Source organism: Mucilaginibacter sp. P2_A5, from assembly GCF_056404995.1.
This window is the reverse complement of record NZ_JBFUCY010000006.1, coordinates 14,069-32,140: the sequence shown is the minus strand read 5'-3', so window position 1 is coordinate 32,140 and position 18,072 is coordinate 14,069. Positions and strand designations below refer to the sequence as shown.

General features: G+C 41.8%; 18 protein-coding genes. 8 read left to right on the top strand and 10 right to left on the bottom strand.

Going from position 1 to position 18,072, the window contains the following annotated elements; translation table 11 throughout:
- Positions 1–84 precede the first annotated feature (84 nt).
- A complete protein-coding gene (locus AC1DXF_RS06705) occupies positions 85–549 on the top strand; it encodes a hypothetical protein (RefSeq protein ID WP_477447402.1) in 465 nt (154 codons plus the stop codon).
- Entirely contained in the window at positions 528–689 is a 162-nt protein-coding gene (locus tag AC1DXF_RS06700; RefSeq protein ID WP_477447400.1) for a hypothetical protein, read from the top strand. Before AC1DXF_RS06705 ends, AC1DXF_RS06700 begins: the two co-directional genes overlap by 22 nt.
- Positions 690–772: 83 nt before the next feature.
- Here the strand turns inward: AC1DXF_RS06700 and AC1DXF_RS06695 are convergent, their stop codons facing one another.
- Positions 773–1,882, bottom strand: coding sequence for a carboxypeptidase-like regulatory domain-containing protein (locus tag AC1DXF_RS06695; protein ID WP_477447398.1), 1,110 nt, complete (start codon positions 1,880–1,882; stop codon positions 773–775).
- A 468-nt stretch (positions 1,883–2,350) separates the two neighbouring features.
- Here AC1DXF_RS06695 and AC1DXF_RS06690 point away from each other — a divergent pair, with 468 nt between their 5' ends.
- Complete coding sequence (locus AC1DXF_RS06690; RefSeq protein WP_477447396.1) at positions 2,351–2,839, top strand: hypothetical protein; 489 nt, start codon at positions 2,351–2,353, stop codon at positions 2,837–2,839.
- Between the two features lie 18 nt (positions 2,840–2,857).
- On the opposite strand, the gene AC1DXF_RS06685 is transcribed toward AC1DXF_RS06690, so the two are convergent.
- On the bottom strand, positions 2,858–3,979 hold the full coding sequence (locus tag AC1DXF_RS06685) for a carboxypeptidase-like regulatory domain-containing protein (protein ID WP_477447394.1): 1,122 nt from the start codon (positions 3,977–3,979) through the stop codon (positions 2,858–2,860).
- 130 nt (positions 3,980–4,109) lie between these two features.
- Between AC1DXF_RS06685 and AC1DXF_RS06680 the strand changes: the two genes are divergently transcribed.
- Entirely contained in the window at positions 4,110–4,787 is a 678-nt protein-coding gene (locus tag AC1DXF_RS06680; protein ID WP_477447392.1) for a GDSL-type esterase/lipase family protein, read from the top strand.
- A gap of 83 nt (positions 4,788–4,870) precedes the next feature.
- A complete protein-coding gene (locus tag AC1DXF_RS06675) occupies positions 4,871–5,275 on the top strand; it encodes a hypothetical protein (protein WP_477447390.1) in 405 nt (134 codons plus the stop codon).
- Positions 5,276–5,348: 73 nt separating this feature from the next.
- Here AC1DXF_RS06675 and AC1DXF_RS06670 read toward each other — a convergent pair whose 3' ends face one another.
- The 8 genes from AC1DXF_RS06670 to AC1DXF_RS06635 form a co-directional block, all read right to left on the bottom strand.
- Entirely contained in the window at positions 5,349–6,161 is an 813-nt protein-coding gene (locus AC1DXF_RS06670; protein WP_477447388.1) for an enoyl-ACP reductase FabI, read from the bottom strand.
- A gap of 207 nt (positions 6,162–6,368) precedes the next feature.
- Entirely contained in the window at positions 6,369–8,069 is a 1,701-nt protein-coding gene (recN, locus tag AC1DXF_RS06665) for a DNA repair protein RecN (protein ID WP_477447386.1), read from the bottom strand.
- Between the two features lie 192 nt (positions 8,070–8,261).
- Positions 8,262–10,190: a M56 family metallopeptidase gene (locus tag AC1DXF_RS06660; protein ID WP_477447384.1), complete on the bottom strand. Its 1,929-nt coding sequence runs from the start codon at positions 10,188–10,190 to the stop codon at positions 8,262–8,264.
- Positions 10,191–10,196: 6 nt separating this feature from the next.
- The gene (locus tag AC1DXF_RS06655; protein WP_477447382.1) at positions 10,197–10,574 is read right to left on the bottom strand and encodes a BlaI/MecI/CopY family transcriptional regulator; all 378 of its coding nucleotides are present in this window, start codon (positions 10,572–10,574) and stop codon (positions 10,197–10,199) included.
- Between the two features lie 414 nt (positions 10,575–10,988).
- Positions 10,989–11,879 carry a type IX secretion system protein PorD gene (gene porD / locus AC1DXF_RS06650; protein WP_477447379.1) on the bottom strand — a complete coding sequence of 297 codons (891 nt, stop codon included), beginning with the start codon at positions 11,877–11,879 and terminating at the stop codon, positions 10,989–10,991.
- Positions 11,876–13,081: a bifunctional phosphopantothenoylcysteine decarboxylase/phosphopantothenate--cysteine ligase CoaBC gene (coaBC, locus tag AC1DXF_RS06645; protein WP_477447377.1), complete on the bottom strand. Its 1,206-nt coding sequence runs from the start codon at positions 13,079–13,081 to the stop codon at positions 11,876–11,878. The genes porD and coaBC overlap by 4 nt, the downstream gene beginning before the upstream one ends.
- A 176-nt stretch (positions 13,082–13,257) precedes the next feature.
- On the bottom strand, positions 13,258–13,590 hold the full coding sequence (locus tag AC1DXF_RS06640) for a DNA-directed RNA polymerase subunit omega (RefSeq protein WP_090651667.1): 333 nt from the start codon (positions 13,588–13,590) through the stop codon (positions 13,258–13,260).
- Between the two features lie 16 nt (positions 13,591–13,606).
- Complete coding sequence (locus tag AC1DXF_RS06635; RefSeq protein WP_477447375.1) at positions 13,607–14,530, bottom strand: outer membrane protein assembly factor BamD; 924 nt, start codon at positions 14,528–14,530, stop codon at positions 13,607–13,609.
- Positions 14,531–14,797: 267 nt separating this feature from the next.
- On the opposite strand from AC1DXF_RS06635, the gene AC1DXF_RS06630 reads away from it, so the two are divergent.
- The 3 genes from AC1DXF_RS06630 to AC1DXF_RS06620 all read left to right on the top strand — a co-directional run bounded on the left by AC1DXF_RS06630 (position 14,798) and on the right by AC1DXF_RS06620 (position 18,070).
- Positions 14,798–15,703 carry an NAD(P)H-binding protein gene (locus AC1DXF_RS06630; protein WP_477447373.1) on the top strand — a complete coding sequence of 302 codons (906 nt, stop codon included), beginning with the start codon at positions 14,798–14,800 and terminating at the stop codon, positions 15,701–15,703.
- 161 nt (positions 15,704–15,864) lie between these two features.
- Positions 15,865–16,764: a TIGR01777 family oxidoreductase gene (locus AC1DXF_RS06625; RefSeq protein WP_477447371.1), complete on the top strand. Its 900-nt coding sequence runs from the start codon at positions 15,865–15,867 to the stop codon at positions 16,762–16,764.
- Positions 16,757–18,070 carry a cryptochrome/photolyase family protein gene (locus AC1DXF_RS06620; protein WP_477447369.1) on the top strand — a complete coding sequence of 438 codons (1,314 nt, stop codon included), beginning with the start codon at positions 16,757–16,759 and terminating at the stop codon, positions 18,068–18,070. The genes AC1DXF_RS06625 and AC1DXF_RS06620 overlap by 8 nt, the downstream gene beginning before the upstream one ends.
- The last annotated feature ends 2 nt before the right edge of the window (positions 18,071–18,072 follow it).

Below are 18,072 nucleotides of genomic sequence, written 5' to 3'. Positions count from 1 at the left end.
ATATTTTGCGTCTCCCGCATGCAAATCACGGTGTTACTGGAACGTTTAAAGAAACTGATGTATATTGTTGTCGAAATTTAAAGAATGAAAGATATAAAAAGGTTTATCGACCATTTAGAGTGCCCCATAGTAGACGGAATTATTTTTTCTGATAACAGAATACAAATACTTGAAGTAGAAAGCACTTCCGAAAGACCTTATGAGTACTTTATAACTCCTTCGCTTTCCACAACAATAAAAAACCTTGAAGCGAAAGGAGAATTGGATATATCAGATTGCGCAAGCATGGGGGAATGTATGGATGCTGTAACTGGTATAAAAGTTATATGTGGAGAAGCCAGCTGGGGCAGTGATGGATTTATAGCTGTTTTTGAAATGATGACACAGGACTTACTTTGGATGGCTTTTTTTACCGAATCAAATCCATTTCATAAAGTTACGGTAGCAGACGGATACATTGTTGCAACAAGTACTCTTAATTGCATCTGGAAGTTCGATATCAAAAATCCAACTAATGTCAGTTTAAAATGTCTCGATACGCCTTATTAGACATCACTATTAAATCAAAAACTTTGATGATGAGCGAAGGTGATATTATGAAAGTTGATTTCGACAAAGAAACCAGCCAGATCACCATCATCGATGAAAAAGGCGAAAGCAAAACCCCAACCGAAGAGGAAACCAAATAAGCAAAGCCTTATTTAAAAATACAATCCCGTTTGTGTAAGCAGGCGGGGTTTTTTGTTGGGGAGAAAATTTAAATACCGGAGTGTCATTTTTGTACCTCCGGAACATAATCAACTGGCAGAATATCCGCTACCCGATGGGCTCCCCAAACACCTTCAAGTAAAGCACCGTGCGGGTTTACTATAGTTCCATTATTATCAAAAAACAAGTGCGGGTCCTGAAACGTAACAATTGTAGCCGCATACGAAGGGGCTCCCTTTGGCCTGAACATGGCTGATTCGGGATTAAAATCGTGACGTTTGGTATACATTACGTACAGGCAATCGGCAAAGCCCATGGCAAATAATCCGTCAACATCGGTAGCATTCATATATTGATCGAGCGGGATATCGTCCTTTATATTTAAGGTTTCTATCATTTTGCTGTTGGTGCCTGGCTTATAATCCGGATTAAGTTTTCGCGATAGCCTTACTATCCGGTAACCTTCTGATGACAGTTTATTCGCAATGGCCGAGCGCAAAAAATGCATGGTCGAACCTAAATAGGCTTCCTGTCGTTTTCTTTTCCAGCGTCGTTGCTGCGATTCGCTTCCCTTTAGCTCTTCAAATGTCGAAATACCATCGAAATAAAGCAACCCTGCCGAGGTATAACTAAATGTGTTCAACTTATATTTGATAAGATAGCCCAACGCCTTATTTTCAATCTTAATAAATTCATCGGAAGATGCTGTTAATGTATTAGTGCCGGTTTCGCGATCAACATCAATTACCTCGGGGTTTAAAATGTCGCACTTTTGGCTGTTTTCCGACGGGCCTAAAAATAAAGCTTTAAACAATCTAAAATCAAAGTCGTGATGAGTGTTAGGCTTTATTACAACTTCCTGTAGCGAGATGGTTTTTTGTATTAAATCAATAGTGGGTAGTATAACATCTTTATCATTTATCAACACTACCTGGTTGTGGGCCTCGTAGCCAACAACGGTAACAATAAGCGTATACTGTCCTGGCCTCACGTTTACAAGCGTAAAAGTGCCGTCGCTTCCCGTTATACTGCCTACCACCGAATTATTTAAAAATACACTTGCGCTGCTGATAGGTTTTTTATCGGCCTGGGCTACAATTTTTCCTGAAATTTTAACCTGGCCCGCAACCATAGCGGGTACCAACAATAGTAATAGCAATAAGGGCTTAAGCATTATTAAAATTAAATGAAATTAAACAAATTTCATAGTTTTACTTTATCTCCAACTCATAATCCACCGGCAACAACTCTGTAATCCGGCTTTTGCCTCAATCGCCTTCAAACAGCATAGTGCTCGGGATGTTACCATCATCGACGAAAAAGGCGAAAGCAAAACCCCAGCCGAAGAGGAAACAAAATGAGCAAAGCCTGGTTTAAAAATAAAGCCCCGTTTGCAAAAGCAGGCGGGGTTTTTTATTGGCTGGCTATTAGGAATATTTAATATAAGATTGCTATTGTATATATCGTTGGTTAATAATACATTAGATGAATAATGTCTGTTAACCTCGTCATGAAAAATACAACACCCAAAATCAATCTTTCATATAATGGTTGCAGTTCAGTGGACTGAGATATTTATTCAATGATGTCTTTATTTTTACTGCGTGTTAAAGTATTTAGAAATAGATAAATCAGGTATCCCATGTCCGTAATCAAAGTTTACTTTATTTTAGCTGCCTTATTATGCTCTATAACAGTTAAAGCACAATCAACTCCGGATTATAGCGAATTCAGTAATCTTGTTGGTAGAGGGTTTAAACTTCCTGAAAAGCTGAAATTTAACTGTGAGTGGATGTATGCGGTAGTGAAAGTTGACATTAACAAGGAACATAAAATCACTAAATATAAAGTCATAAGTAGTTTGCCCGATACGATGAAATATAATTTTGATTTTATTATAGGATATAAGTTTCGAGAAAAGATTGATGCTAAGGTGCATTCATTGGCGTTTTATTTTTCGATAGATAATTCAGAAATATGTAAACCCATAAATGGGCAAAAAATATTTTACAATCCTAACCAGGTTGTTGACGTGATTTGTGGTATTTTACAGCGTTTGAGGTTGGAAGATCCTAAAATAGATATCGAGCTATATCCCATCATAAAGAAGTATTGGGCTCCTCAACAATGACGGCTAAGTGCGCCTAACTTATTTATTTGACTCCGTTTCGTAGTCCACCGGCAGCAACTCCGCCATCCTGCTTTTGCCCCAATCGCCTTCAAAAACAATACTGTGCGGATTGGCTATAATGCCGTTGCTGTCAAAAAAAGCATAAGGCTCGTCAAAAGCAAGGATGGTAACGGGGTAGTTGGGTATTTCAATCGGATGATAAACCGACATATCCGTATTCTCCCGTTTTTTGGTATAGATGATATAAAGGCAGTCGGTAAAGCCAACAGCAAATAAGCCCGGCTGATCTGTAGGGTGTGCAAAGTCTGGCGGACCCAGCGGCGGTTTGGTGTATAACGATTGGCTGTATTTATAATTGTTATTACCCAACCGTCCTTCTTTATAATCGGGATTGGGTTTGCGTACCAACCTTAATACCTTAAAACCTTCCTTTTCGGTTTGGCCACTAATTACCGAACGTAAAAAATGCATGGATGAGCCAAGATATGCCGCCTGTCGCTGTTTTGCCCATTTACGTTGCTGCGATTTGCTTCCGGTCATTTCCCGGAACACCGAGATACCTTCATAGTAAAAAAGCCCTTTAGCATCATAGCTGAATTGTGAAAGCTTATACCTGATCAAATAACCCAGCGCCTTGTTTTCAACCTCGATAAAATCGTCGCCGCTTGAGGCCGATAAGATCCTTGTTTTGAGGTCAAAATCTACATCAACAACATCGGGATTCAGGATTTTGCACAATGTGGCATTTTCTGAAGTGCCAAGGAAAAGCCTTTTAAAGTCATCATAATTTCGCTGCCGGTTTGGGTCGGGTTTGATGTTCACCTCCTGCAACATGATGGTTTTTGGGGCCAGCAAAATTTCGGGTAAGGTAATATTAGCTGTCCCAGCCATTAGCGTAATGCTATGGGTTTCAAAACCAATTGCGGTAACAATAAAAGTATATTGGCCGGGTTTTACATTGCCAAGCGTAAAGGTGCCATCATCGGCAGTTTTATCGCCAACAATAGCGTTGCTTAAAAATACACTGGCATTGGCAACCGGTTTTTTATCGCCGGCATTTATAATTTTGCCGGTTATTTTTACCTGCGCCAAAACTGCGGCAGGTAGTAATAGCCATATTATAAGAATAAGGGTTCGCATAATACAAATTAAACTAAAGTTTTAGTTATTTTAAAATGATTTTAATTGAACATGGTAAGAGCCCGAACGTAGGGCTTAGTTGTATCTTTACGACCGATAGGGCGTATAGTAACGCACAGCTATAATTTATATGCCGGTAAATAAAAGGTTAATCTATAAATGGCTTTTCATTGGTTCAATAGCGCTGAATGTTATCACCGCCGGGTATTTTATAGATAGGAAGATTTTTTTTGGGATGATCCGCCGCCACCAGTTTGAAAAGCAAAAATGGGATGCACTTTTTAGCACACAAACAGATAACCAGGAAATTATATTTATTGGTACCAGCCTTACCGAAGGCTTTGCATTAAGAAGCAGCTTCGACAACAGCCATCTTAAAAACATGGGCTTTGGCGGATTGGAGACGGATGGCATCCTAAAAAACTTAAAAAGGATAATTGTACGTAAGCCGCCAAAGATATTTTTGGAAGGTGGGATAAATGATGTACGCAACGGCAAAAGCATGGAAACTGCCTATAATAACTTTGTGCAAATGTGCACAGTAGCTAAAGCTGCCTCGCCGGCAACAAAGCTGTATGTACAATCGGTATTGCCTTCTTTAAACAACCAGTTTAATTTAAAGATCAGGGCATATAATACAAGGGTAGCAAACTACTGCTTAAGTAATCATATTGTATATATTGATATGTATGATCATTTTTTAGTTGATAATAAACTAAATGCTATGGCAACTACCGATGGCATTCATCTTACTCCCTACGGTTATTATTTATGGAAAAAACAACTGGAAAAATATATTGCCGAATAGTTAATACTATTTTTGAAATAAATTAAATCCCGTTAAACCTTTTTTAATTATATTGTTCTTACAGTATATACAATCGAAACATTATGAAAAAAATCTTGACTTTAATTTGCTGCACTATACTGTTGGCAGCTACATCATGTAAAAAGGAAACCATCGTTGGGCCAAATACTACCCAGACCATTATTTTCAACGTTAACACTTCTGGAACATTTAGCTGGGCTTTGGGAAACAACGGTGCAACTTATTCAGTTGTGTTGGATGTTCCTGAAATTGATAGTTATGCCCTTGCTCACGATGCTGTATTGGTTTACATCTCATTTGATGGCGGCACAACTTATGAGCAGGTGCCGGAAGTTTATGGCGGTACCGCTTACAGCTTCAGCTATGTAAAAGGATCTATTCAGATAGATGCTCAAACAAGTACCGGTTCAGCGCCGGTTAAACCAGGAGCGGCAACTATAAAAGTTTTGTTGGTAGAGGGTAGTTAAAAGAGCATCGTTTATTTTTAACAAAAAAGGAGCCTTGCAACGCAAAGCTCCTTTTTTTGATTGATGAAATTTCTTATTTTCCCATCTGGTCAATAACAGCTTGTGTTACACCGGTAAAGGAGAAACCGCCATCATGGAAAAGATTTTGCATGGTAACCATTTTGGTTAAATCGCTGAACAGGGTGATGCAATAATCAGCACATTGGTCTGCATCGGCATTGCCAAGCGGGCTCATTTTTTCGGCAAAATCAATAAAGCCATCAAAGCCTTTAACGCCGGAACCTGCAGTGGTACGGGTTGGCGATTGCGATATGGTATTTACACGTACTTTTTTACTAACGCCATATTCGTAACCAAAGTTACGTGCAATGCTTTCTAAAACAGCCTTGTTATCGGCCATATCATTGTAGCCAGGGAAATAACGCTGGCCGGCGATATAACTTAAAGCTATTACAGATCCCCATTCGTTAATGGCATCATGTTTCATGGCTGCCTGTAAAATGCGGTGCAGGCTTAAGGCCGAAATATCAAAACCTTTATGGGTGAAATCGTAGTTGTTTTCGTAGTAAGGAATGTTTTTACGCACGTTGATACTCATGCCTATCGAGTGCAAAATGAAATCCACACCGCCGCCAAAATGTTCTTTTGTTTTGGTAAACAGGTTGTTGATATCATCATTGCTGGTAACATCGGCACCTATGATAGGGGCATTGCATTCTTCGGCAAGCTTATTGAGCTCGCCCATGCGTAATGCAATAGGCGCGTTTGATAATACTATTTCGGCACCTTCCTGTACAGCGCGCTGCGCTACTTTCCAGGCGATGGATTGCTCATTAAGGGCACCAAATATGATACCTTTTTTGCCTTTTAATAAATTATAAGCCATGTTTTGATTTTTTACAATTGGGCGTAAAGTTATAATATTTTTATTCAGTTTGAAGTTTTCAGTTTGCAGTTGTCAGTTATCAGTTTGCAGCTTTGAATTGGCAGTTTCCAGCACTTTAGTTTTCGGTATATAATACCCGTTTTTTAGTTAGTAAATTGATCATCGCGTTTAACATAACATGTTAGACGCTTGCAAACTGCAAACTGCCTACTGCAAACTGCCAAGTAACTCCCTGGCGTTCTGCAGCGCGCTTTCACCCGGTTTATCACCGCTCAGCATTTTGGCAATTTCCAAAACACGCTCGTGGTTATCCAGTTGCTTCATGCGGGTGTAGGTGGTAGCCGCGCTATCATCCTTGTAAACAAAGTAATGGTTTTTGCCCTTGCTGGCAATTTGTGGCAGGTGGGTTATGGTTATCACCTGTAAATTATCGGCAAGGCGCTCCATAATGGTGCCTACTTTATTGGCAACTTCGCCGGATACGCCCGTATCTATCTCATCAAAAATAATTGTAGGCAAGGCAGTGTATTTGGCAATGATGGATTTAATGCTCAGCATCAGCCTGGAAAGCTCGCCACCTGATGCTACCTTACTCATTTCGGCCAGAGCATGCCCCTTATTGGCCGAAAAAAGGAACCGTATATGATCAACCCCATTCTCGCCAAGTACCCCACCACCCTGCAAATCAAAAGCTCCCCCTTTAGGGGGCGGGGGGGGCGTTTGCTCAATCTTCAGCGTCGAGCTTCCCATCCCCATTTCGGCCAGGGTATCAATTACCTGTTTTTCAATGGCCGGTATGGCTTTTAACCTGTTGGTAGTTAGTTTGGCAGCCAGTTGTTCCAGTTCGGCTTTGTCGGCGGCGAGTTGCCTTTGTAGTTTATCGATGGTTTCATCACCAAATAAAGCCTGCTGGATCTTCTCCGACAAATCATCCTGTATCTGTAGCAACTCCTCATTGCTATTCACCCGGTGTTTCTTTTGCAGGTTGTAAATGAGGCTTAAACGAGCGTTAATTTCATCAACCCTGGCATCGTTGGTATGCGTTTTTTGTTCGATGCCTTCTACTTCGGCGGCAATGTCTTTCAGTTCGATAATGGTGCTGTTCAATCGCTGGTGCAATTCTTCAATCTGTGCATCAAATTTTTCGATCGCGCCTAATTGTTGCCCGGCCTCGCGTAGTTGCGACAGGGCGGCGGTTTCGCTTTCCTGTACCAGGAAATAGGCGCCGTACAGGTTGCGTTTTATTTCTTCGGCATTATTTAAGGCGTACAGTTCTTTTTCAAGCGGCTCCTGCTCGTCGGCGGCCAGGCTTGCTTTTTCCAGTTCATCAAACTGAAACTGGTAATAATCAAGGTCGGCTTTTGCCTTATCGCTTTCGGCAATCAGTTGGGTAAGCTTGCCGGTGTCTTTTTTAAATGCGCGGTATTTAGCGCGGTAGTCGTTCAGCAAATCATCATGTTTTGCTACTGAGTCAACCACCAGTAATTGAAATTCAGGGTCGTTAATTTCCAGCGTAGCGTGTTGCGAATGGATATCAATCAGCTTTTCGCCTAACTGCTTAAGCGATGTAAGATTTACCGGGGTATCATTTACAAAAGCACGCGATTTACCATCGGCCGAGATCTCGCGGCGTAAAACGGTTTCTGCCTCGTAGTCCAGGTCGTTCTCTTCAAAAAAAGAGCTTAAATGAAAGCCGCTGATTTTAAATGAACCTTCGATAACGCACTTTTTTTGCTGGTTGAAAAAATAACGGCTCTCGGCACGCTGCCCCAAAATAAGCGACAGTGCACCTAATATAATCGATTTACCTGCGCCGGTTTCGCCGGTGAGTATGTTAAGGCCTTCGCCAAAACTTATCTCCAGGTTATCAATCAGCGCGTAATTATTGATGGTTAGCTTTTGAAGCATAAAAAAAGTATCCTTATTTTATTAAGGATACTAAATTAAGCATTAAGCTTCTTTAAAATAAAATTTAATAAATTATTGCTAAATATTTTAGTGTTATGAGGAATAGTCTTTAGTCGGAAGTCTCAAGTCCTAAGTCAAAAAATACAATTCAGACTTAGGACTTGAGACTAAGTACTTATAACTTGACTTCAATTATTCTTTATCGTCTTCGGTTTTGTAAGCCTCTTTTTGGGCTTCGGCTATGCGCTTTTTAAACTCGGGGCTGTTGGTATACTCACGCAGTTTCTTGCTGGCTTCACGCAATTGCGCCTTTGCCTGTTTAATTTCGGCATTATCCCGGTAAGTACGCATCTGTTCGCCCAGTTTTCTCATCTCCTGCTTTTGTTCTTCCATTTGTGGGTTGCGGAAGGCTTTTCTTAAACTATCGCTCATTATCCTTAGTTCATCGCGTTTTTTGCGGAATTCCGGCGAATCAAAATGACCGCGCATTTCCTCGCCCATTTTTTTCAGCTGTTCGGTTTGTTCTTTTATCTCGGGCGATACTTTGCTTTGTAGCTCATCCTGGTATTTGCGATAGTTCTCGTCTTTGCGGTCGTCATGGTATTCGCCTTTTATACCGTATTTTTTTCTGAGCTCGGCATTCATCCGTTTAAATTCAGGGCTGTTATAGTAGGCGCCAACCTTTTCGCCCAGCTTGCCCATCTGCTCGCTCATTTTGGTGGTTTCACCGGTTTCGGCCCAGTTTTTTTGAAAATCTTCGGCTATTTTCTCCTGTTCTTCCTGTATCTTCTTTAACTCCGGGTTGTTGTAAAACTTCTCCATAGCTTCGCCTTTCTCTTCCATCAGCTTTTGCAGTTTTTGAAAATCGGCGTTGTTGTAGTACTTATCAATCTGTTTTGCGTACTTATCAACTTCGGCAGTTAACCTGTTCAACTCTTTATCATCAAAGTTGCTGTAACGTTCTTCGGCAAGCCGTTTGTTCCTTATGGCGGTTTTATTGGCTACAACTTTTTTTGCTTTAACGGCCTTTTTGCGGGTGGTATCGGCAAGTAGTTCCTTTAATGCAGCAGGATAGGTAATTTTTACCTTTTTGATGGCTATTTTACCATCGGCTATGGTAGGGTTAAGCCAGGCAATACTGCTGATGCCTGCGGTTAGTATTGCAACAGCCACTAAAAGGTGGCGTATGTTGCCTATTGGTTTTTGGGTTTTCATGATCCGTTCAATTCTGTTTAATAAATGATATTTTTTTCCGGTGGCGGCAAGTGCCATTTGCAGGTTTACCTGCCTTTTTTGCTCCAGTTTTAATAGTGCATGCGCATACACTAAGGGCTGGGCGGTTGTTTGTACTACCAGGTCATCGCACCGGTTTTCGCGTTCCTGGTTTATTATCCTATTAATTAATTGGGCAAAGGGGTTAAAGAAAAGCAATACGCTCATAAACTGCTGCAACAGGTTAAGCAGGTAATCGTTACGTTTGATGTGCGATAGCTCATGCAGTAAAATAGCTTTTATCTCTTCGGCAGATAAATAAGTAGTTAACGAAATGGGCAGCAATATTATCGGGCTAAAAAAGCCAATCATGCAGGGGCCATCAACAAAACGGCTGATATTTACGCTTACATATTTGCTGATGTTCATTTGGCGGCAAAGTGTATCCACATAATCCTGCATCCTGTCGGATGGCATCATGGTACGTTTAATGTGGCTTATTTTTTGCCAGTTTAAGCCCATCTTTAAAAGGTTGAATGTTAACCCGATAAAGTAAATGGCCGATATATATGGCAGATAGCCCTCAATGGCATAATAGTAATAGTTGTGTTGTGCTGTATAAGGGATATTGACCAGGGGAAGGTTAAGATTGGGCAACAAGGCAGGTACTTTTGCTGCCGATAAGTTTACCCATACATGGGCCTGTAACTGGCTTACAAAGGTGTAACTAAACCATACGCTGATGATAAGCATAGCGGCCATAGCTACATTATGCCTTTTTATGGTTGATAACGATGGCGCGCAGGTAAATAACAGGCGCAATGCAAACCAAATCAATAAACCCTGCCATAAGGAGTGGATAATAGTGATACCCAATACCTGGCTTATATTATAGAACACACTTTCCATAACGTTTTATTTTTTATGCTGATCAAACTGGTTCAAAAAGTTTTTAATGGCATCTATCTCATCCTTTGAAGCCCGGTGCTGGCCAAGGGCCTGTATCACCAAATCGGATGTGGAGCCTTTAAATACAGTAGACAATATTTTATCCAAAGCGTTGCTTTGCGCCTGCTCCTGTGTAAATAAAGCTTTGTACAAATGCGTTTTCGAGGTAGTGTCGCGTTCAACCATACCCTTGTCATGCATTATCTGCATTAATTTAAGGGTAGTAGTATAGCCTGCATCTTTGGTTTTGGCCAATTCTTCATGAACATCACGTACGGTACATTGCCCCATCCTCCAGATCACCTGTAAAATTTCGAGCTCGCTTTCTGTTGCTTTTATATCCATTTTGTTTAAATACGAATTTCTTCGTACAAAGATCTACGATAGATTTCGTATATGCAAGAGATTTGTGAAAAAAGTTTTAGGTGCGAGGATCGGGTTGCGAGTTGCGTGAATTATCTGAACCCGGATTAAACAGATTTATCAGATTTTTTGGATTTTGATTGCAGGTGGATGAATAAATTGATAAGAGAAAATCCTGTATAATCCATTAATCTGACAAATCCCGGTTCAGACAAATGTGTTAGGGATTGCAGCGAATACCGGCCATGTGGCTAATGCCCGTGCAGTATAAGCGTAAAGCCCGGGCCGCAGGCAACACCATTATTGAGATTTGAGACATTAGATGTGAGATTTGAGACCGAAGAACTGGGCAAGGACGAAACGAATCAAAAACTCCCCCTTCAGGGGGCTGGGGGGCTATTTTAAAGCCTGGTACTTATTCCCGTTAGCCGGGTCAGCTTGTAAAAATAAGTTCATGGCCTGTACGCGTTCCTGCGGATCGGCCTTGCTGTATAACGATACCAGCTCGTCGCTTTTGGCGGTATAAAATATAAGCGGGAACATGGAGCCTACGCGCTGCCTGTCAACCTGTTGCAGGGCGGGTAAAAAGGAGGAGATGGCTTTGCGGCCTTTACTCACATTATCGGCCATCTGATCGAGCCCGTTGCGGTGGTAATCATACATAAAGCCGCGTAGCTGGGTATAAAGTTTATTGTTCAGGTTTTCGGATAACCAATAGCGGTTTGTATTGCCGTCAAAAGCTTTCCAGCCTTTGTATGATCCGGCCTGGGCGTTGTTTACCACCGTTTGCGCGGCTGCAAAATAGGGGCTGCCCCCAAAGCGCGAAAAGGTGTCATAGTCCATCCCTACAATGATATAGGCGTAAAAGGCCATTACCGAGCTTAGGTTGCTTTGAAAATTCTGATCGCTGTAATCAATGGTCTGGCCTTCGTTATAGGTAAAATCAACGTCGCGGTCGTTAATATTAATCAGGGTTGAGCTGTATGATGACCCAAAAACCGGCCTTGATGATTGCACCTGAAGCTCGCCGCTAAAATTGCTGCCGCCATCCCAATTGGTAATGTTTAACACAAAATTACAATCAATACGCTCCTGCGGTAGTATAGGATCGGCGCTCCATTTACGGCCGTTGAAAAAATCCTTCATGGCGGTTTCCAGTGTCTGGAAAACGCGCTTATTGCTCACCTGTATTTTTGGCGAAACAACCGATACACGTGCATTAAGGTCCTGCGCCGCGCACCTAAAGCCCCAAAAAGTCAGGACGGTGTAAATGAATAGTTGTTTCATCCGGTTATAAGTTGTGCAACTTTAAGGCAAATATCATGCGCCACAGCCTCCTTACTTTTCAGCGCGAAGGTTGTTTTTTGCAGGTTACGGTCAATAATGGTAATCTTATTGGTATCCTGCTTAAAACCGGCGCCGGCATCATTCAACGAATTTAATACAATAAAATCCAAATTCTTCTTTTGTAGCTTGGTTATTGCATTCATTTCTTCATCGTTGGTTTCCAGCGCGAAGCCAACCAGTATTTGGCCATCGGCTTTCTGCTCGCCCAGGGTTTTTAAAATATCGGTGGTGGCTTTAAGATCTATGTTCAACGAAGCATCTTTTTTCTTGATTTTTTGCGATGCTATATTAACTGGTGTATAATCGGCAACGGCCGCGCTCATGATACAAGCTTTGGCATTTTTATAAAGCGACAAACAAGCAGCCAGCATTTCGGCTGCTGATGTTACATCTATCCGTTTAACGGATGTTTGTTTGCTTACCTCGGCACTTGGCCCGCTTACCAGGGTAACATCGGCACCCATACCGGCCAGTTCATCGGCAATAGCAAACCCCATTTTGCCCGATGAATGGTTGCCTATAAAACGTACCGGATCAATGGCCTCATAAGTGGGGCCGGCGGTAACAATAATTTTATGCCCCGCTAAAAGGAGTTTTTTTTTAATTGCCGACGATAAAAAGTCTACAATTTCGTCAGGCTCTGCCAATCGCCCTTCGCCGTAGAGCCCGCTGGCCAGCTCACCGCTGCCGGGGGCTATCATGATGTTGCCAAAAGATTGCAGTCTGGCAACATTTTGGCGGGTTGCGGGGTGCAGCCACATATCCAGATCCATAGCGGGGGCAAAGTACACCGGGCATTTGGCCGATAGGTAAACGGCTGTTAGTAAATTATCGCAAAACCCATTGGCCATTTTTGCCAGGGTATTGGCCGTTGCAGGGGCTATAATGACCATGTCGGCCCAAAGGCCAAGTTCCACATGGTTGTTCCATTCGCCGGTTTCTGTTTTGTAATAATCAACCAATACCGGCATTTTAGATAGGGTAGAAAGGGTAAGCGGTGTTATAAAATTAACAGCATCAGGTGTCATCACCACCCGCACGCTGGCCCCGGCTTTAACTAATAACCTAACCAGCAAAGCCGATTTATAAGCAGCAATGCTACCGCAAACCCCCAGGATGATGTTTTTACTTTTTAAATTCAAAATTCAAAATTCAAAAGTCAAAAAATATGACTTAGTCAACGACATCGATATGGCTAATTCAAAAAAGATAATTTAAATAACCATGTGAATATAGCTAAAAAAACAAAAGTCAAAACCCAAAGTAACCATACAGATCACTTTTGAATTTTGACTTTTGAATTTTGCCTTAACGAAGCCTATGCTTCTTTAGCCGGGTTACGGTAGTAAATCTTATCGTCTAAAAACTCCTGAACGGCAACCAATGATGGTTTTGGCAGTTTTTCGTAATATTTAGAGATCTCGATTTGCTCGCGGTTTTCAAAAACTTCTTCCAGGTTATCGTTCGACGATGCAAACTCAGAAAGTTTTTGGTGTAACTCTTCTTTAATATTGTTTGATATCTGGTTCGCCCTTTTAGACATGATCACAAGCGACTCATATATGTTATCGGTTTTAACGTCCAGCTCGCGTAAATCGCGGGTTACAGTACTGCTTGCTACTGCTGGTTTGTTGGTGTTGTTAGCTGTCATATCTTAATTTTTTTAATTATGGTATCCTCTGATTCTGATTCTTTTCTGATGGCGGCTGCGTTTTGATGGTATCTTTTTTTGCCAGTTTTTTTGCCAGTTTATCATCTGCCAATGCTTCGGCCATTACGCGTTTGGCATCCACTATACCTATTTGGCTATCTTTTTTTAGCCCGGCAATTTCGTGGTTATATTTACTTTTAGGAAACTTGTCGGTAAACTGATCGGCATAGGTTATAGCCTGCTCAAAACGTTCTTCCTGTTTGGCTTCAAAACTATGGCTGGCGTATTCATATTGTGCCTTTATGATCAGGAACTCAATCTCTTCGCCATATTTGGTATCCGGGTAATCGCGCAGCACATTATTAAAAGCAATAACTGCCGATTGATAATCGCTGATGGTTAAATATAATTTGGCGTTTTCATACGCCTTTTGTTCCAGTTTATCGCGCAGGTTTTGTATCAGCTTGCTTGCCTCGGTAACACGGTCGCTTTTAGGGTAAAGGTTAATAAACAACTGTAACGTTTCAATAGCCTTTAAAGTGTTCTCCTGGTCAAGCGAGTAAGTAGGCGAATCCAGGTAGTAGCAATAGGCCGAAAAGAAGCGGCATTCCTCGGCCCTTGGGCTTGATGGATAAGTATCGGCAAATGTTTTAAAATGAAACCTTGCAGACGTATAATCCTTTAGCTTATAGTTGGTGAAAGCATAGTAATAAAACAGGTCTTCGGCAGCGCTGCGGCCACGGTAACGTTCAACCAGCACATCAAATAAACCAAGCGCTTTTTCGTACTCCTGTTTATTATAGTATTTAATAGCCTCCTGGTATTTTTTGGCGTAATCGTTACTTGCTTTTAACTTTTCGTATTTGCTTTTACAACTTCCCAATGTAATAATCAACAGGGCTAAAACACAGGCGAATAACGTTAGTTGTTTTTTAAACATTTTGCAAAGATAGGTGATTAATGTAAATCAGTCAATTATTTATTTAGCTGCTAATATATAACGTGTTTGGCGTCCATTTATATATAACGTGTGCTTTTAACATCTTTTAACTTATGGTGATTTTATAGCCTAAAACTTCTGCTGGGCTCCAAAGCAAAGCCTCCTTTTTTGCACGTAATTTTTAAGGCGATTACTCGGTATCCCTTATGGCACGGTTTTAAAATCGGCGTTGTAAAACACACCGCCTTTTTGGTTGTTGCAAGTAACATGAAAGTGTTACTTGCGGGTGTTAATGGTTACATAGGTACAAGACTGATCCCTGTTTTGCTGGAAAAAGGCCATCACGTAATTTGCCTGGTACGTGATAAGCGGCACTTTCATCAGCATAGCGATTTTGGCAAACAGGTTACGTTAATTACCGCCGATTTGTTCAAAGAATCGGGCATTGAAGCTTTTCCTGAAGATATTGATGCGGCTTACTACCTGGTGCATTCTACGTTGCAGGCTCCGAATTTTGCCGCGTTGGAGGCCTTATCGGCCTATAATTTTATCCGGGCGCTTGATAAAACCAACTGCAGGCAAATTATATATTTAAGCGGAGCCACCGATGATGATAAGCTTTCAAAACAACAGGAACCGAGCAGGCATGTAGAGGATGTGCTGAAAGAAGGTAAAGCCGCGCTTACTGTGTTAAGGGCAGCCATTATTATTGGTTTAGGCAGCGCACCGTTCGAAATTATTCGCGACCTTACCGAGAAATTACCAGTTATACCGGCTCCCCGCTGGGTAAATGCCCGTTGCCGGCCCATAGCTATTTACGATGTATTGGGTTACCTGGAGAGCGTGATGATGAATGAAAAAACTTTTAACAAAACATTTGATATTGGCGGCCCGGATACTTTATCATTTAAAGATATGATGCTGGTATATGCCAAAGTACATAAACTTAAGCGGTATATATTTATTGTCCCTTTTTTATCACCCAAGGTCTCGTCATACTGGTTATATTTTGTTACATCTGCCGGTTTCGCGTTGGCCCGGAGCCTGGTGAACAACATGAAAAACCAAACTATAATACACGATGATAACATTGATGATATTGTGCCGCGTAAATGTCTTACTTATGAAGAGTTCATTAGTTCTTGTACGTTCATTGGTTCACAGGTTCATTAGTTCATTGGTCTTTGCCATTGGTGGATAGGTTCACCTGTTTTGACTGGCGGCATTAAACCAAAATTAATCTATATTGCCAAAATCATTTGAGTAATGGATTATGCAAGATCTAATGAACTCTTCACCAATGAACTAATGAACCAATGAACATATCAGAACCAATGAACATATTAATAACAGGAGGATCCGGGGGCTTAGGTAAAAAGCTGAGCAAACACTTGCTGGGCAAGGGTTACCAGGTGAGTGTGCTGAGCCGGGCGCCGGGGAAAGACAAGGATATTAAAACCTTTTTGTGGGATGTAAATAAGGGCGCTATTGATGAGCATTGTATTGATGGGGTTGATACCATTATTCACCTTGCCGGCGCCGGTATCGCCGATAAACGCTGGACGGATGAACGCAAAAAAGAGATAGTAGAAAGCCGTACCAAATCGATAGCGCTTATCTATAACCTGTTGAAGGGGCGGGCTAATAAGGTTGCATCGGTAATATCGGCATCGGGCATTGGTTATTACAGCGACCGTGGCGATGAACTTTTGACCGAAACCAGCGCCCCTACCCATGATTTTATATCCCAATGTTGTGTTGATTGGGAAGCTGCTGTTGATGAAGGCGAGAAACTTGGCCTGCGGGTGTTGAAACTCCGTACCGGTGTGGTTTTGGATAAAGATGCCGGCGCATTACCAATGCTGGCTTTACCTGTTAAATTATTTGTTGGCTCGGCGATAGGTAGCGGTAAGCAATGGATCCCCTGGATTCATTGGCAGGACGTGATTGATATGTATCTTTTTGGCATCGAAAATAAAGAACTGAAAGGAGTTTACAATATGGTAGCCCCCAACCCGGTTACCAATGCGCAAATGATTAAAGCAGTGGCCATCCAGTTGCACCAGCCATTATGGGCGCCAAGGGTGCCTGCTTTTTTACTGAAATTATTATTGGGCGAAATGAGTACACTGGTTTTGGGAAGCACCAAAGTATCGGCACAAAAAATGGAAGATGCCGGTTTCCGCTTTAAATATGCTGAAGTGGCCGGTGCTTTAAACGATATTTATGGATAATAAAACAGGTGTTACCATATTCTGGTTTCGCCGCGATTTGCGTTTGAATAATAATGCCGGTATGTACCGGGCGTTGAAAAGTGGTAACCCGGTTTTGCCCATATTTATTTTTGATAAGGAAATACTGGACAACCTGGACGATAAAAACGATGCAAAGGTAACTTTCATTTATAATGCCATCGAAAACCTGCGCAGCCAATTACACAAATACGGCAGTAGTTTGCTGGTGGTGTATGATAACGCAACAAATGCCTGGGACAAGATCATCAAAGAATATCCCGTTGCAGCAGTATATACCAACCATGACTATGAACCCTACGCGACGAAACGCGATGACGTTGTAAGGGAAAAGCTAAAACAGCACGGAATCGTCTTCCATACTTTTAAAGACCAGGTAATTTTCGAAAAAGATGAGGTTACCAAGGATGATGGTAAGCCTTACACCGTTTACACGCCTTATCAGCGTAAATGGTATGCAAGGCTTAAGCCGTTTTATTTAAAAAGCTACCCTACCGAAAAATACCTCGACAATCTGGTAAAAATCCATCACCTGCCGCTACCGTCATTAAATGAAATGGGCTTCATAAAAAGTGAAGCGCATTTTTCAAAACAGGAATATAAAAATGTGATTGGCGATTATGCCCAAAAGCGCGATTTTCCGGCAATTAAAGGTACGTCGCGTATAGGCTTACACCTCCGTTTTGGCACGGTAGGCATTCGTGAGCTGGCTAAAACCGCAAATGGCTACCCTGATAAAACCTGGTTGAACGAGTTGATATGGCGCGAATTTTATATGATGATATTATATCATTTTCCGCATACCGCAGATCATGCCTTCAGGGCTGAATATGACAGGATAACATGGATTAATGATGAAGGGCAGTTTAAGGCGTGGTGTGAAGGACAAACCGGCTTCCCTGTTATTGATGCCGGCATGCGCGAGTTAAATGCCACCGGCTTTATGCACAACCGGGTACGTATGATAGTGGCCAGCTTTTTAACCAAGGATTTGCTGATTGACTGGCGTTGGGGCGAGCGCTATTTTGCCCGTAAACTGTTGGATTATGAAATGGCCAGCAATGTTGGCGGCTGGCAATGGGCGGCAGGATGCGGCACGGATGCAGCACCCTATTTCAGAATTTTTAACCCGGATGCGCAAACAAAAAAGTTCGATCCGGATTTAGCATATATAAAAAAATGGGTTCCGGAATATGCCGATTTCAGCAAGTATCCTAAACCCATTGTCGACCACGCCTTTGCGCGCGATCGCTGTTTAAAAGCTTTTAAAGCCGCTTTGGCTGGATAATT